11 protein-coding genes and 1 pseudogene are annotated in these 14,075 nt (G+C 65.3%); 2 read left to right on the plus strand and 10 right to left on the minus strand.

The features are described 5' to 3' along the window. A pseudogene (locus tag BFN67_RS23830) lies at window positions 1-580 on the minus strand (IS5 family transposase); the annotation flags it as partial. 183 nt (window positions 581-763) lie between these two features. On the opposite strand from BFN67_RS23830, the gene BFN67_RS02090 reads away from it, so the two are divergent. Next, window positions 764-2,140, plus strand: a complete 1,377-nt coding sequence (locus tag BFN67_RS02090) for an MFS transporter (protein WP_080918084.1) — start codon at window positions 764-766, stop codon at window positions 2,138-2,140. A 106-nt stretch (window positions 2,141-2,246) separates the two neighbouring features. On the opposite strand, the gene purH is transcribed toward BFN67_RS02090, so the two are convergent. The 3 genes from purH to BFN67_RS02105 form a co-directional block, all read right to left on the minus strand. After that, window positions 2,247-3,863, minus strand: a complete 1,617-nt coding sequence (gene purH, locus BFN67_RS02095) for a bifunctional phosphoribosylaminoimidazolecarboxamide formyltransferase/IMP cyclohydrolase (RefSeq protein WP_080917955.1) — start codon at window positions 3,861-3,863, stop codon at window positions 2,247-2,249. Between the two features lie 204 nt (window positions 3,864-4,067). Further along, on the minus strand, window positions 4,068-4,511 hold the full coding sequence (locus tag BFN67_RS02100) for an SRPBCC family protein (RefSeq protein WP_080917956.1): 444 nt from the start codon (window positions 4,509-4,511) through the stop codon (window positions 4,068-4,070). A 98-nt stretch (window positions 4,512-4,609) separates the two neighbouring features. Next, entirely contained in the window at window positions 4,610-6,325 is a 1,716-nt protein-coding gene (locus BFN67_RS02105; protein ID WP_080917957.1) for a heparinase II/III family protein, read from the minus strand. Window positions 6,326-6,592: 267 nt separating this feature from the next. On the opposite strand from BFN67_RS02105, the gene BFN67_RS02110 reads away from it, so the two are divergent. After that, window positions 6,593-7,831: an MFS transporter gene (locus tag BFN67_RS02110; RefSeq protein WP_080917958.1), complete on the plus strand. Its 1,239-nt coding sequence runs from the start codon at window positions 6,593-6,595 to the stop codon at window positions 7,829-7,831. An 11-nt stretch (window positions 7,832-7,842) separates the two neighbouring features. Here BFN67_RS02110 and BFN67_RS02115 read toward each other — a convergent pair whose 3' ends face one another. The 6 genes from BFN67_RS02115 to hemC all read right to left on the minus strand — a co-directional run bounded on the left by BFN67_RS02115 (window position 7,843) and on the right by hemC (window position 13,961). After that, a complete protein-coding gene (locus BFN67_RS02115; RefSeq protein ID WP_080917959.1) occupies window positions 7,843-8,556 on the minus strand; it encodes a glutamine amidotransferase in 714 nt (237 codons plus the stop codon). 14 nt (window positions 8,557-8,570) lie between these two features. Next, window positions 8,571-9,044: a tellurite resistance TerB family protein gene (locus tag BFN67_RS02120; protein WP_080918085.1), complete on the minus strand. Its 474-nt coding sequence runs from the start codon at window positions 9,042-9,044 to the stop codon at window positions 8,571-8,573. 70 nt (window positions 9,045-9,114) lie between these two features. Next, complete coding sequence (locus BFN67_RS02125) at window positions 9,115-10,794, minus strand: heme biosynthesis protein HemY (protein ID WP_080917960.1); 1,680 nt, start codon at window positions 10,792-10,794, stop codon at window positions 9,115-9,117. A 3-nt stretch (window positions 10,795-10,797) separates the two neighbouring features. Next, window positions 10,798-12,210, minus strand: coding sequence for a hypothetical protein (locus BFN67_RS02130; RefSeq protein WP_080917961.1), 1,413 nt, complete (start codon window positions 12,208-12,210; stop codon window positions 10,798-10,800). Between the two features lie 68 nt (window positions 12,211-12,278). Beyond that, window positions 12,279-13,034 (minus strand): uroporphyrinogen-III synthase, encoded by a 756-nt coding sequence (locus BFN67_RS02135; RefSeq protein WP_080917962.1) that lies wholly within the window; start codon window positions 13,032-13,034, stop codon window positions 12,279-12,281. Next, window positions 13,035-13,961, minus strand: coding sequence for a hydroxymethylbilane synthase (gene hemC, locus BFN67_RS02140; protein ID WP_080917963.1), 927 nt, complete (start codon window positions 13,959-13,961; stop codon window positions 13,035-13,037). Between the last annotated feature and the right edge of the window lie 114 nt (window positions 13,962-14,075).

Consider the following 14,075-nt stretch of genomic DNA (forward strand, 5'->3'; position numbering starts at 1 on the left):
CGGCTCGACGGAATGCAGGGTTTGATGCCGCGTGCTTCGAGTTCGGTCCGGAACCAGGCGCTGTCGTAGCCGCGATCGGCGATCAGGTGTGAAGCGCTCGGCAAGGCGTCGAGCACCATGCGGGCGCCCTTGTGGTCGCTCATCTGGCCTTCCGACAAAAGCAGGATGATCGGCCGGCCTTCACCGTCGCAGACGGTGTGGAGCTTGGAGTTCAGCCCACCCTTGGTTCGCCCGATACGACGGGGAACATCCCCCTTTTGAGCAGGCTCGCCGCCGTGCGATGAGCCTTCAGATGCGTCGCGTCGATCATGATGCGCTCGGGTTTCGGTCCTTCTCCGGCAAGCCCTGCGAAGATACGGTCGAACACGCCCATCAGACTCCAGCGGATGAAACGGTTGTAGAGCGTCTTGTGCGGGCCGTAGCCAGCCGGCGCATCCTTCCACTGCAGCCCGTTGCGGATCACGTAGACGATGCCGCTCACCACCCGCCGGTCGTCAACCCTCGGCACCCCGTGCGACAGCGGGAAGAATGGTGATATCCGCGCCATCTGCCGCTCGCTAAGCAGAAACAAATCACCCATCACGGCCTCCAATCGGAGACCGTGAATCACATCTCAATCGGAATTAATAGGTCCTGAGCCTAGTGGAGCATATTCGACATTTGAACCCCGGTTTGCATCGAGCATCGTTTCGCGGGGGCGACGGCTTTGCATGACCCGGAAAAACATGCAGACATGGCCGCCGGGACGGCGCATGGAGTGCAGATGACCGATACGATCGTTGAACGCGTTTCGCGGCGCGGCATCTGGGGCTGGATGGCGTTCGACTGGGCGGCGCAGCCCTTCTTCACCGTCGTCACCACCTTCATCTTCGGTCCTTATGTCGTCTCGCGCATGGCGAGCGATCCGGCAACGGGACAGGCCGCCTGGGGCTATGGCATCGCCGCCGCCGGCTTCGTCATCGCCGTTCTCTCGCCGGTGCTCGGTTCGATCGCCGACCAGACCGGACCGCGCAAGCCGTGGATCGGCCTGTTCTCGGCGGTGCAGATCGTCTGCCTCTGCCTGCTCTGGTACGCTACGCCCGGCAGCGCGCTTGTTCCGGTGGTGCTGCTGTTTTCGCTGGCCACGGTGGCGGCGGAATTCTCCGCCGTGTTCAACGATTCCATGATGCCGCGCCTGGTGCCGAAGGAAGAAATCGGCCGCATCTCCAACCTTGCCTGGGGTTTTGGCTATCTCGGCGGCATGATCGCGCTGATCTTCGTCGTCGCCCTGCTTGCCGGCTCGCCGGAAACCGGCAAGACGATCGTCGGCGCTACGCCCCTGTTCGGGCTCGACCCGAAACTGGGCGAGGATGCCCGCGCCACCGGCCCGCTTTCGGCGCTGTGGTATCTCGTCTTCATCCTGCCGATGTTTTTCTTCACGCCCGATGCCGCGCGCGGCATGGCGATCCGTCCGGCGGTGCGGCAGGGTCTGACGGAGCTGAAGGCGACAATCGGCGAAGTGCGCCGTCGCGCCGGCATCTTCCGTTTCCTCGTCGCCCGCATGATCTATCAGGACGGCGTCAACGCGTTGCTGGCTCTGGGCGGCACGTTCGCGGCAGCCATGTTCCACTGGTCGATCACCGAGATCGGCCTGTTCGGCATCATCCTCAACGTCGTCGCCGTTTTCGGTTGTCTCGTTGCCAGCTGGCTCGACACCGCCTTCGGCTCCAAGGTACTGGTGATATTGTCGCTCACCTTCCTGATCGTCGCCACCATCGGCATCGTCTCGACCGGGCCGGGCTATACGCTGTTCGGCGCGTTGCCGCTTCCGATTGCCGATTCGGGCGCGCTGTTCGGCACGGCGGCGGAGAAGGCCTACATTCTCTACGGCCTGCTGATCGGCCTTGCCTTCGGCCCGGTGCAGGCCTCCTCGCGCTCCTACATGGCGCGCAGCGTCACGCCGCAAGAATCCGGCCGCTACTTCGGCATCTACGCGCTGGCCGGCCGCGCCACCAGCTTCGCAGCGCCCTTTCTCATCGCTACCGTCACCGCCGCTACAGACTCGGCACGGCTCGGCATGGCGGTCATCATCCTGTTCCTCGCCGGCGGCATGGCGATTCTTCTCGGCACGCCCTATCCGGCGGACAGGCGGGAGAACTGAGTTTCAGAGCATCGGACCGAAAAGTGGAATCCGGTTTTCGGATTATTCCGACGCTCTATCAAAGTGTTAGAGCGTCCTTTGTGCGTTCGATTGAACGCACGGCGCTCTAATGCCGGAAATGCCGCACGCCCGTAAACACCATGGCGATGCCATGCTGATCGGCTGCGGCAATGACATCGGCATCGTTCATCGAGCCGCCCGGCTGTATCACCGCCGTCGCGCCCGCCTCGATCGCCGCCATCAGGCCATCGGCGAAGGGGAAGAACGCGTCCGACGCCACGACCGAGCCTTTGGTCAGCGGTTCGGGCAACCCGGCAGCCTCGGCTGCATCCCGCGCCTTGGATGCGGCGATGCGCGAGGAGTCCACCCGGCTCATCTGGCCGGCGCCGATGCCGACGGTCGCGCCGTCCTTCACATAGACGATGGCGTTCGACTTGACATGCTTGGCCACGCGGAAGGCGAATTTCAGATCGGCCATTTCCGCTTCGCTCGGCGCGCGCTTCGTCACCACCTTCAGATCAAGATCGTCCACGGCCGCATTGTCCCTGCCCTGCACCAGAAGACCGCCGGCCACCGACTTGACCAGCGTGGCGGCGGCGCGCGGATCGGGCAGGCCGCCGGTGACGAGCAGGCGCAGATTCTTCTTCGCCGCAACGATTTCCACCGCCGCCTCGTCGGCTTCCGGCGCGATGATGACTTCGGTAAAGGTCTTCACGATTTCCTGCGCGGCTGCCGCATCGAGCTTGCGGTTCAGCGCCACGATGCCGCCGAAGGCGGAAACCGGATCGCAGGCCAGCGCCTTGAGATAAGCGTCCTTCAGGCTCGCGCCCTCGGCCACGCCGCACGGATTGGCATGCTTGATGATGGCCACCGCCGCTATGCGCGCCGCATCGAATTCGCCGACGAGTTCGAAGGCGGCGTCAGTGTCGTTGATGTTGTTGTAGGACAACTGCTTGCCCTGCAATTGTCGCGCCGTCGCAACGCCGGGCCGCTTTTCGCCAGTGACATAAAAGCCCGCTGACTGGTGCGGATTCTCGCCATAGCGCATGACGTTTTCGAGCTTGCCGCCAAAGGCCCGCCATGCCGGATGCTCGATGGCAAGCTCATCGGCGAACCAGCCGGAGATCGCCGCATCATAGGCGGCGGTGCGGGCAAAGGCCTTTGCGGCCAGCTTCTTGCGGAAATCCAGCGACAGGCTGCCGGTGTTCATCTCCAGCGCGTTGAGGACGGCGGAATAATCCTCCGGATCGGTGACGATGGCGACATAGGCATGGTTCTTGGCCGAAGCCCGCACCATCGCCGGCCCGCCAATGTCGATATTCTCCACCACCGCGGCATAGGCGGCGCCGGAGGCGCGCACCTCCTCGAACGGATAGAGATTGACCACCACGAGGTCGATCGGCTCGATCCTGTGTGTCCGCATCGCAGCCGCATGATCGGGATCGTCGCGCACGCCAAGCAGCGCGCCATGCACGGAAGGATGCAGCGTCTTCACCCGCCCGTCCATGATCTCGGGAAAGCCGGTGAGTTCACAAACGTCACGCACCGCAATCCCCGCATCGGCGATGGCCTTTGCCGTGCCGCCGGTCGAGACCAGTTCGACGCCGGCACCGGCCAGCGCGCGGGCGAAATCGACAAGCCCGGTCTTGTCGGACACCGAAAGCAATGCGCGGCGCACCTGAACCAGATCGGGTGCCGGAATGTTCTTGGAGGCAACGGCCATGAGGCAAGCCTTTCCGCTGTGTGTGGGAACAACGGGCCGGCCGTAGCACAGGCGGCTGGCAATTCAAACGGTATGCCGGCCGCCCATCAGAGCGCCGTGCGTTCAACTGAACGCAAAAAGGACGTTCTGACACTTTGATGGAGCATCGGAAACACCCGAAAACCGGCAACCACTTTTCGGTCCGATGCTCTGGTAATGTTGACTCTATTGTTGGATATCCGGCTCGACCAGCTTCGCCAGATTGCGCAATGAATCCTGCCAGCCGAGATAGCAGGATTCGGCCGGGACGATGTCAGGCACGCCGGCCTGCGTGATCTCCAGTTCCGTGCCGCAGGAGACTTTCTTCAGCGTCACCGTCACCTGCATTTCGCCGGGCAGATTCGGATCGTCGAACCTATCGGTGTAGCGCAGGCGCTCGCCCGGAACGAGTTCGACATATTCGCCGCCGAATGAATGGCTCTCGCCGGTCGTGAAATTGCGGAAGGACGCCCTGTGCGCGCCGCCGACCTTCGCCTCCAGATGATGGACCGTGCAGACGAAGCCGTTGGGCGGAAGCCATTTGGCGAGCGCGTCCGCCTCGATGAAGGCGCGATAGACTTTTTCCGGGCTTGTCGCCAGGACGCGATGCAGGCGAATCGTGCTGGGCATATCTCTTCTCCCTACGGCGGAATTGCCGCCAGATGCTCAAATGACGAATGGGGTCCGGCCGATCCGACAAAGCGCGAGATTTTTTTTGATCTGGTCCTTCAATCCATTTCGCGATGGCCGATCCGCTCGAACTGCCAATGCACTTCGGCGATCTCGGAAGCCTTGAAGGAAAGCACGATCTGCCGGCTGCGCTGCGGACCGGCAAGCCCGGCGAAATAAATCGATTCCTCGACACGCGGCGCCACCTCGGCCGAATTGAAGCTCCAATGGTCGGCGCCGGGCGCCGTCAGCACCAGACGCCCGGCGCCATCCTGATAGAGATTCGTGTCCGGATGGATGTGGAAGCGCAACACGACATCATTGTTGCCGCCGGCACGCGCCGGCCGGCCGCCAGAAGGCAGGAAGCGGTCACGGCCCGAAAGCACGCCGCCCTGGCCCGACAAGGTCAGTTCGCGCTCATGCAGCAGGCCGAAGCGCGCCAGATACCCATCATGGCTGGCGACGAAGCCCTGGCTGCCATTGCCGTCCTGCCGGCGGCACGACACCTGCCGCGGCCCGCCGACCAGCGGCGCGCCGACAAGATCGCTGAAACGCGGCGAATGGCTGAAACGAGCCGACGACGTGTCGTTGATCGTGGCCGTGGAATGCGCCGCCGTGGCCCGCGCCAGCGGCCGGAATTCGGCCGCACCGAACGTATCGACCCCGGCATTGACCACGAAATGTTGCCGCCCCGACGAAAACTCGAATGAAAGGCAGCCGGCATGGGCGGCGCCGGAAACCTCGAGCGGCGGCGCGGCGCCCGTATCGGCAATCACCGTCACCCCGCCCATCGACAGGCGCTCATAGCCGGAATGCGGCGCATGCAGCAGCGGCGCGCCGTCGGTATCGTCATGCCGCAAAATCGCCGCGACGCGGTCATGGATGGTGGCACCCATGCCGTTGAAGCGCGCCATGGCGCCGTCCTGATGACGAAAGAAGCGCAAGGCCGGCAGCATGCGGTCGATGGCGCCCATCAGCGCGGGCGGCGGCGTCTCCGCCTGATTGGCATAGGTCTGGCGCAGCGGCAAAAGGTCGGAAAGGATTTCCAGAACGGCCATCGGGTTGCGCGAAATATGGCCTCCGTCGGGAAGTATCTGCCGCTCCAGTTCGTCGCTGAGATGGCGCGTGGCGGAGCGCAGCGCCGATGGCGGCACCGGCAGGGACAGCGCCGAGAAAGCCAGCGCGACGCGCGCCCGCAACCGCTCCTTGCCGACAGGCAATTCGCGCGCCACCGAGCGCAGATAGCGGATCTGCATGGCCAGTGACTTCAGGAACGCCCGGTAGAACGGGAACTCCGCGCCCTGCAGCACGACAGAGGAATGCTGCAACCAGGCGACGATACGCTTGGCCGTGGTGCCAGGCTCCCACGCCACGCCGGCAATGTGGCTGCCATGATGAGCGATCCAGTCTGAAACCAGCGCCCGCGCATTGGCCGAGGCGAGTTCGGTGCCGGCGGCGCGCATATGGCGCAACCAGCGGAAGCCGTGCAGCGATCGTTGCCAGCCCCGTTCATGCACTTCGATCTGGAACGGCGACTGGCCGCCTGTCTCGACCAGGTGGCCGGACAGCGGATAACGGCCGTAATAGATCTCCATCGCGATCTGCGGATCGGCCAAGCGGAGATCGGGCGGCGCGATCAGCACGCGTTCAGGCGTACGTCCCGAATAGCGCCAGCGATAGGCCGGACCGGCGCGCAGCCGACGGCGCGCCCGCCGCCAGAAAGCCAGGGCGGCGAGCGTCCACAGACGCGTCGAATTGTCGGCGGCGATTGTCAATCGACCTCCTGAACCCCTTTGCCTTCCAACAAGATTAGATGATTCAAGAACTTATGCGAAGATGAATTTGCCTGCGGCAGAATCGCGGCCGGCGTGTTTTCCACCATCTTTGCCGCGTGGCATAAGCGCCGCAGGTTCCCTGCCGGCAGGCAAAGGCCATGCAAATCGCTTTGCGATTTTGCCGCGATCGGCTAAAGACCGGGCCGACCAGACCAGCGCCAGCCCCGAAAGAGCCCCGCCAGCCGGCGTCGACCGAGGGGCCATGCCATGCAAACCGACACGCTTTCCTCGCCAGACCAGCGCTACGCCGCCTTTCGCCACCGGTCATTCCTCAGCTATTGGCTGGCACGTTTCCTCGCCAACTTCGCCACCGCCATCGTCTCGGTCGCCGTCGGCTGGCAGATTTACGACATGACCCACGACCCGCTCGATCTTGGCATTGTCGGGCTCGTGCAATTCCTGCCGGCGCTGCTGCTTGTGCTTGTCACCGGCGCCGTTGCCGACCGCTTCGGCCGCCGCTTCATCATGGCGCTGGCGATCCTTGTCGAAGCACTGTGCGCGGCGACCCTGCTGCTGCATAGCTGGCGCGGCGGCGGGCCGGGACTGATCTTCGCCGTGCTCGGCCTGTTCGGCGTCGCCCGCGCCTTCTTCGGCCCGGCCTCGTCCTCGCTGTTCGCCAATCTCGTGCCGGCGGAGGATTTTGCCAACGCGATCGCCTGGAACTCCTCGGCCTGGCAGACGGCCACCATTGTCGGCCCGGTTGTCGGCGGCCTGCTCTACGGGCTCGGTCCCGAAGCCGCCTACGGCACGGCGACCATGCTCATGCTCTGCTCCATGATGCTGATCCTGACCATCCCACGCCCGGCCCGACACAGCGCGAGCGAGCGGCCGACTCTGCAAACGCTGTTTGCCGGCTTCGGCTATATCTGGAACGAGAAGGTGGTGCTCGGCGCCATCTCGCTCGACCTGTTCGCCGTGCTGCTTTCGGGCGCCACGGCGCTGCTGCCGGTCTATGCCCGCGACATACTGGACCTCGGGCCATGGGGGCTCGGCCTGTTGCGCGCCGCGCCCGGCATCGGCGCGATTTCAGTCGCCGTCTGGCTGGCCGGCCATCCGATCCGCGATCATGCCGGCAGGATCATGCTTGCCTTTGTCGGTCTGTTCGGCGTGGTCACGGTGCTGTTCGGCCTTTCGACCGTGACGTGGCTGTCGATTATCGCCCTCGTCGCCCTCGGCGCGACAGACATGTTCAGCGTCTATATCCGCGAGACCCTGATCCAGCTCTGGACGCCAGACCGGCTGCGCGGCCGCGTCAACGCGGTCAATCAGGTGTTCGTCGGCGCCTCGAACGAACTCGGCGAATTCCGCGCCGGCACCATGGCGGCCGTCATCGGCACCGTGCCGGCGGTGGTCGTCGGCGGGATCGGCGCGATCGCCGTCGCCGGCCTGTGGGCGGTACTGTTTCCGCAATTGCGCAAGGTGCGCCACCTGAACGGCCGCGCCTGATCCAGATCGCGCTACCGGGTGAGCGCCGGCTTGCCGAACACCGTCTTCAAAAACTCGTCCAGCCAGCGCTTCAGATGCATATCCCAGATCAGCCGCCCGCCGAGATGGTCGCGGCCGGGCTGCGCGCCAGGCAGTTCGAAACGATGTGCGCCGCGCACCACCCAGCGATGCATCATCAGCCGCGTCAACTCGCCATGAAACTGGATGCCCCAGGCATTGTCGCCATAGCGGAACGCCTGGTTGGGATAGGTCTCGGCGGTCGCCAGCAGCGTGGCGTCCCTGGGCAGCGAAAAGCCTTCACGGTGGAATTGGTAGACCATCTCCGGCCATGGCATCAGCCGCGCGCCCTCTTCGGTCGCCTTGAGCGGATACCAACCGACCTCGACCAGCCCCTGCCCATGACCCTCGACCTTGCCGCCGAGATGGTTGACCAGCATCTGCGCGCCAAGGCAGATGCCGAGCAAGGGGCGATTCTCCCTGAGCGGCACGGAAAGCCACTCGGTTTCCCGGCGCACGAACTCATCCTGGTCGTTGGCGCTCATCGGTCCGCCGAAGACAACCACGCCTTCGTGGCCGTCCAACGTTTCCGGCAACGCATCGCCCAGCGGCGGGCGGCGAATGTCGAGATCGAAACCGCCCTCGATCAGCATATGCCCGACGCGACCGGGGCTCGAACTTTCCTGATGCAGCACGATCAGGATTTTCGGCCGAGGTCTGGAGAGCATGGGGAAAAGCCCGTTTATTCGTTGCCTGAATTTTTCTTGACGCTGGCAGCGGCCGCGCGCCGTGCCTCGACGCGGTCGCGCCGCTCGACGCCGATCAGCTCGGCTACCCGCCACACGACGTTGTCTTCCAGTTCGTGCAACTCGCCGTCTGCATAGACCAGTTCCCACATCAGCCCGATAAAGGCCTTGCGGGCGTCGAGATCGAGATCGCGCTTGAGCACGCTGGTGAAGGCATAAAGGTCGATTGCCTCGCCATCGGCTCTGGCGCCGGCCTCCGCCAGTTCTTCCAGTTCGTCACCGCTGACGCCATAGGTCTCGCGCAACAAGGCCTTGAAGCGCTCCCATTCGGCGTCCTGGCGCACGCCGTCGGCATCGATGACATGATAGAGCAGCGCCGAAGCGGCGACGCGCGGATCGTCCCCGTCCAAGCCGCGGCGCTCCGCGCCACCCGGCAAATCCTTCAAAAACGACAACATACGTTCGAACATCGACTGGTTCCCGCTCGGCATGACAAGCTACGCTATCGCGGCAAATGTGGAGAAAGCAAACCGGACACGATCAAAATAAACGGAAGCGGCGTTGCGGCTTGTCGTCGTCCTCCAGCGGTTCGACGCCGGGATCGTCCGGCAGCCGCGCCGGTTCAGGCCTGGATTCGGGTTCCGGCTCGACCGGTTCGGCATCGGGTATGATCGGCGCGCTTCCCTGCACCTCGTCGGCCCCCCCCACCTTCGCATCGCCCACCTTCGCATCGCTAGCCTTTTCTGGGTCGGCCATGCTTCCCGCATCGATATGCGGCCTCGCCGTTTCTGCCGGTCTGGCGACGCCGTCCGGCGAATTGCCGGCCTGCACTGGCGATGTCTCATCCACCTCGGCAACCGGAGGCGCAACGAGAATGGGCGGCACCGGGGTGTCGCCATCCCGATCGCGCCCGCTCTCGATCATCTGGCCGAGCCGCTCCACCGGCCCGCGCCATTCGAACGCGTCGAAGCGGCCCGTCACCGGCGACACCGGCATCCACCGCTCCGATTCGACTCCATCGGCAATCCATGCGGGGTCGCGCGGCCCCCGCACCGCGTGCGACAGCAACTGGCGCACCTTGCCCTCATTGCCGGTTTCGGCCTCCTCGATATCGGCCAGAAGAAGATAGGCGCCCTCGCGCCGGTCCATGCGGATCGCCGCCTCGGCCTCGGCCCGCGCTGTTCTGTAATCCTTTGCATCCAGCGCCGCGCGGGCGACGGCGAGCGAGGATTCGGCGTGGTTCTTCTTCATCTCCTGCAAGCGTCTGGCGCGTCCGAGGCGGTCAAGCGCGGCATCGCCCGGCCGCGCATGGATATAAAGCTCGGCGATCTCCGGATGCGGCTCGGCCTTCCATGCCGCTTCGAGGATTTTGGAGGCCTTGCGCACATCGTTTTGCCGAAGCTGCGCCCTGGCCGCGACAAGCGCCGCCGGCGAAAAGTCCGGCAACAGCCTGTTCGCTTCCAGCGCGGCAACGCGGGCGGCGGCGGGGTCATGCTCGAAGAGTGATTCGGCCTTGGCCGTCAAAAGCAGCGCGCGGCGGCGGTTGGCTTCCGATTTTTCAATCTGGCGCGTCGATTTCTGCGCCTCGACCAGTTTCAGCGCCCCGTCCCAATCGCCATTGCGGGCGAGATCTTCCAGCGTCGATTCGGCCGCCCAGGCAAGCTGCGGCGCGCTCTCGGCGGCACGGCCGGCATAATGGCGCGCCGCATTGCGGTCGCCCAGCCGTTCGGCCTCCAGATAAAGCCCGCGCAGGCCGAGCAGCCGCATCTCGGGATCGTCGAGCATCGCCTCGAATCTGGCGCGCGCGCCTTCATGGTCGCCCTCGAGCAGCGAGGCCTGCGCATTGAGCAGATGGATCAGCGGCTCCTGGTCCGCACTGATGAGCTTTGAAGCTTCCTTCGTCTTCCTGCGCGCCAGTGCGCCATCGCCCGAGCCGGCGGCGATCAGCCCGGTGGACAGCGCCTGATAGCCACGGTCGCGCCGCCGCACCCGAAAATGCCGCGCAATCGCATAGGGGCTGTTCCAGATCGATTTCACCAGCCACCAGACGATCATCACCGCCGCGACCGCCGCCACCAGCGCCGAGGCCGCGACCATCAGGCTGACCTGATACTGGTAGCCGTCCAGCGTCACCACCATGTCGCCCGGCCGGTCCGCCAGCCACGAAAAGCCGAAAGCAAGCACGAAGACGACGAGAATAAAGAACAGCAAGCGGATCATGGTCTACCCTTGCGTCTTCATGGCGTCGGCAACCAGCGCGTCGATCTTGGCCTGCGCATCGAGGCGGGCCTTTAACTGGGCGGCAAAGCCGGCGCCCGCAACCTTCGCCGCATCGGGCAGCGTGTCGTATTCCGAAAGCGCCTTGGCGTAATCGCCGCCCTTCACCGCAAATTCCATCCTCGCCACCGTTTCCGGCACGCCCTTGCCCGCTACCGCGCCGACGGGCCGCACCTTGACCAGTGAACGCGCGCTGTCGGCGAGCTTTTCCAGGAAGCCGGCATTGGGGTCTTCGGGCGTGGCCGCCGCCACCATCGCATTGGCCGCCTCATCGGCCCCGGCGTCGATCTCGGCTGGCGTCGGCACGCCTTTCGCCGCATAGGCTCGCAAGGCGGCAAGCTGCGGCGCGTCGGGCGAGACGGCGGCGAAGGTTTCCAGCTCCGCCTTGAACGGCGTGCCGCGCTCGAAGGCCGATTTCAGCGCCGAGGCCGAGATGGCGAGCGCGATCTTCGGCTGTCCGGCCGCCTGATCGACCTTGCCGGAAAGCTGTCCCACCGATTGCTCGACCGCCGCCAGCCGTTCATCCTGCTTGGCCACGGCATCGCCTTGCGCCTTTACCGTAGTGTCGAGCGTACCGATCTCGTCCTTCAGCGGGCCGAGATCGACGGGCGCGCCCTTGTCATCCTGCTGCTGAAGCACCGAAAGCGCGTTCTCGATCGCCGTCACCTTTTCACCCAGCGCGGCGGCCGCCTGCGTGTCACCGGTATTGGCCTGCATGTCGGATTTCAGCGCCGCGACATCGGCCTTCACCTTGTCGAGCGCATCGGAAAGGGTAGCGATCCGACCCAGCGCGTCGCCATTGTTCTGCGATTGGGAAAGCGAGGCCATCTGGCCCTTCAACGAGGCAACCGTGCTTTGCAGATCCGTCACCGCACCCGCTCCCGGCGCGCCGAGAACCCCGCCATATTGCAGCGCGCCAGCCCCCAGAAGCGCGATGATTGCGCCCGCAAGGCCGGCCACGATGGCGTTCGGGCCGCGCCGATGCGGAACGTCGGCGGGCGCGGCAGTTTCAGGACCGGCCTGCGCCTGCTCCTCGCCATTTCGCACGCGCCCGTCTTCTTCCTGAAATCCGTCCGGCTGCACGGATGCCGGCGCCGCCTGTTCATCGGCGACGCTGGAAGCGGGATTTTGCGGGTCCACCGCCGCTTCGGCGGCCGATTCGGCCTGTTCCCACGGCTCGAAATCGGCCTGCTCGGCCCGCATCTCCGTCTCCGCCGCCGTTTCCGGCTCGGGAGCGGCGTCGGGGGCATCAGCCGCGCTTTTTTCCTCGCCGATGCGCGAAACCTCCTCCGGCCCAAGCTCGATGGTCACCGGATCCCGGCGGTTCTTCGAATGGCGCGTGTTGGGCGTCTTGACCATACCCGGCTCCGCTTTGTTGTCCCGACAATCGCCAGGCGGCGCTAATATTCCTCAAGGTCTATCACACCTCAAACCGGTGAAAAGGGGCGCTGTGATGACGCGGACGCATCGCCCGCCGGCAGAAGCGCCAGCAGGGCCGCCTCATCGGGGCGTCGTGCAATCTTCACATGGCGTTGATCGAGTGCGGCAAGCCGCGCCCCCACGCGCTGCGACAGGCACAGATAATCGGTGCCGCCGAAATGCCCCGACAGCGCCGGCCGCGACATCATGGCAAGCACGGCATCGGCGGCGGTCGCCGAATATAGCAGCACCGCATCGACCGGCTGGCCGCCGAGCAATCCAGCCATTGCGCTATCGGTGTAAGCAACGGGAACCGTATCGTAGCTTTCGAGCGCGTGGACCTGAACGCCGGCAGCAGCCAGCTTCTCTTCAAAGGCGGGAAAACGCACGCGTCCACACAGATAGACAAGCGCCTTTCCCGCCAGCGATGGCGCAATCTTGTCGGCAAGCGCGACGGCGTCGCCCGCCCCTGTCTCGACATGGGTAAAGCCGGCCGCGCGCGCGGCCTGCGCCGTCTTCTCGCCGACCGCATGGCAGGGCAGCGCAGCGAGCGAGGCGATCAGCGCGGGTGGCGCGTGACGCAGGGCATTGGCGCTGGTGATGGCGACGGCAACGCTGTCTTTCGGCGCAGCCGCGCCGAGCTGCAAGGGAAGTGTTTGCGTCAGCGGCAGAATGATCGGCTCGTGCCCCATTCCCGCAAGCTCGCCTGCCGTGCGGCGGGCGGAAGGTTCAGGCCGCGTCACCAGGATGCGGAGCCGGCCCATTCACCCCCATCCCTCAAAAAATTTCTCGCCGGCCTCGGCGCGGATTTCGGCCCCGGCCTCGGCCCCGATCCTCGCCGCGTCCGCAACCGGGCCTTGCACGGCGATCTCGTGCCACGCACTGCCGTCCGGCTGCAGGACCATGCCCTTGAAGCGCAGTTGTGTACCGTCGACGACGGCATGACCGGCGATCGGCATGCGGCAGGAGCCATCGAGCGCCGCCAGGAAGGCGCGCTCGCAGGTGAGCGCATAGCCGGTTGGCTTGTCGTGGATCACTGCCAGCAACGCATTTGCCGCATCGTCGTCGCTGCGGCTTTCAATGCCGATGGCCCCCTGCCCGGGCGCCGGCGGGAAAAAATCCTCCGCCATGATATCGGTGGCGACATGCTCCAGTTGCAGGCGTTTCAACCCGGCCAGCGCCAGGATCGTGCCGTCGGCAAGGCCCTCGCCCAGCTTTCGCAGCCGCGTATTGACGTTGCCGCGAAACAATATCGTCTTGAGATCGGGGCGCATGCGGCGGATCAGCGCCTGCCGGCGCAGCGATGCCGAGCCGACAACCGCACCCTGCGGCAGATCGGCGATGGAGCGCGCGTCGCGGCCGATGAAGACGTCGCGCACGTCCTCGCGCGGCAGGAAGATGGACGCCTGCAAACCCTTCGGCAGAACCGTCGCCATGTCTTTCGAGGAATGCACGGCGATATCGATGCGCCGGTCAAGCAGCGCGTCTTCCAGTTCCTTGGTGAACAGACCCTTGCCGCCGACCTCCGAGAGCGGCCGGTCCTGAATGCGGTCGCCGCTGGTCGTCAGCGGCACGATCTCGAAGGCGGTTTCGGGCAGGCCATGCGCCTGCATCAACCGCTGGCGCGCTTCCCGCGCCTGGGTCAGCGCCAGTTCGCTGCCGCGCGTTCCGATTTTCAAGGCTGTTTGCATGACGCGCTGTCCGTGATAACCCCCGGCAGGCTGGCTGCCGTCCATCGGGCCTGTTCCTGTCGGGGCCAGCCTGTTCCTATCGGGGAAAGCCGCGTCGGGCAACGTTCGAGGTTT

This window comes from Manganibacter manganicus, from assembly GCF_002075885.1.
In the GTDB taxonomy this organism is placed as follows: Bacteria; Pseudomonadota; Alphaproteobacteria; order Rhizobiales; family Rhizobiaceae; genus Mesorhizobium; species Mesorhizobium manganicum.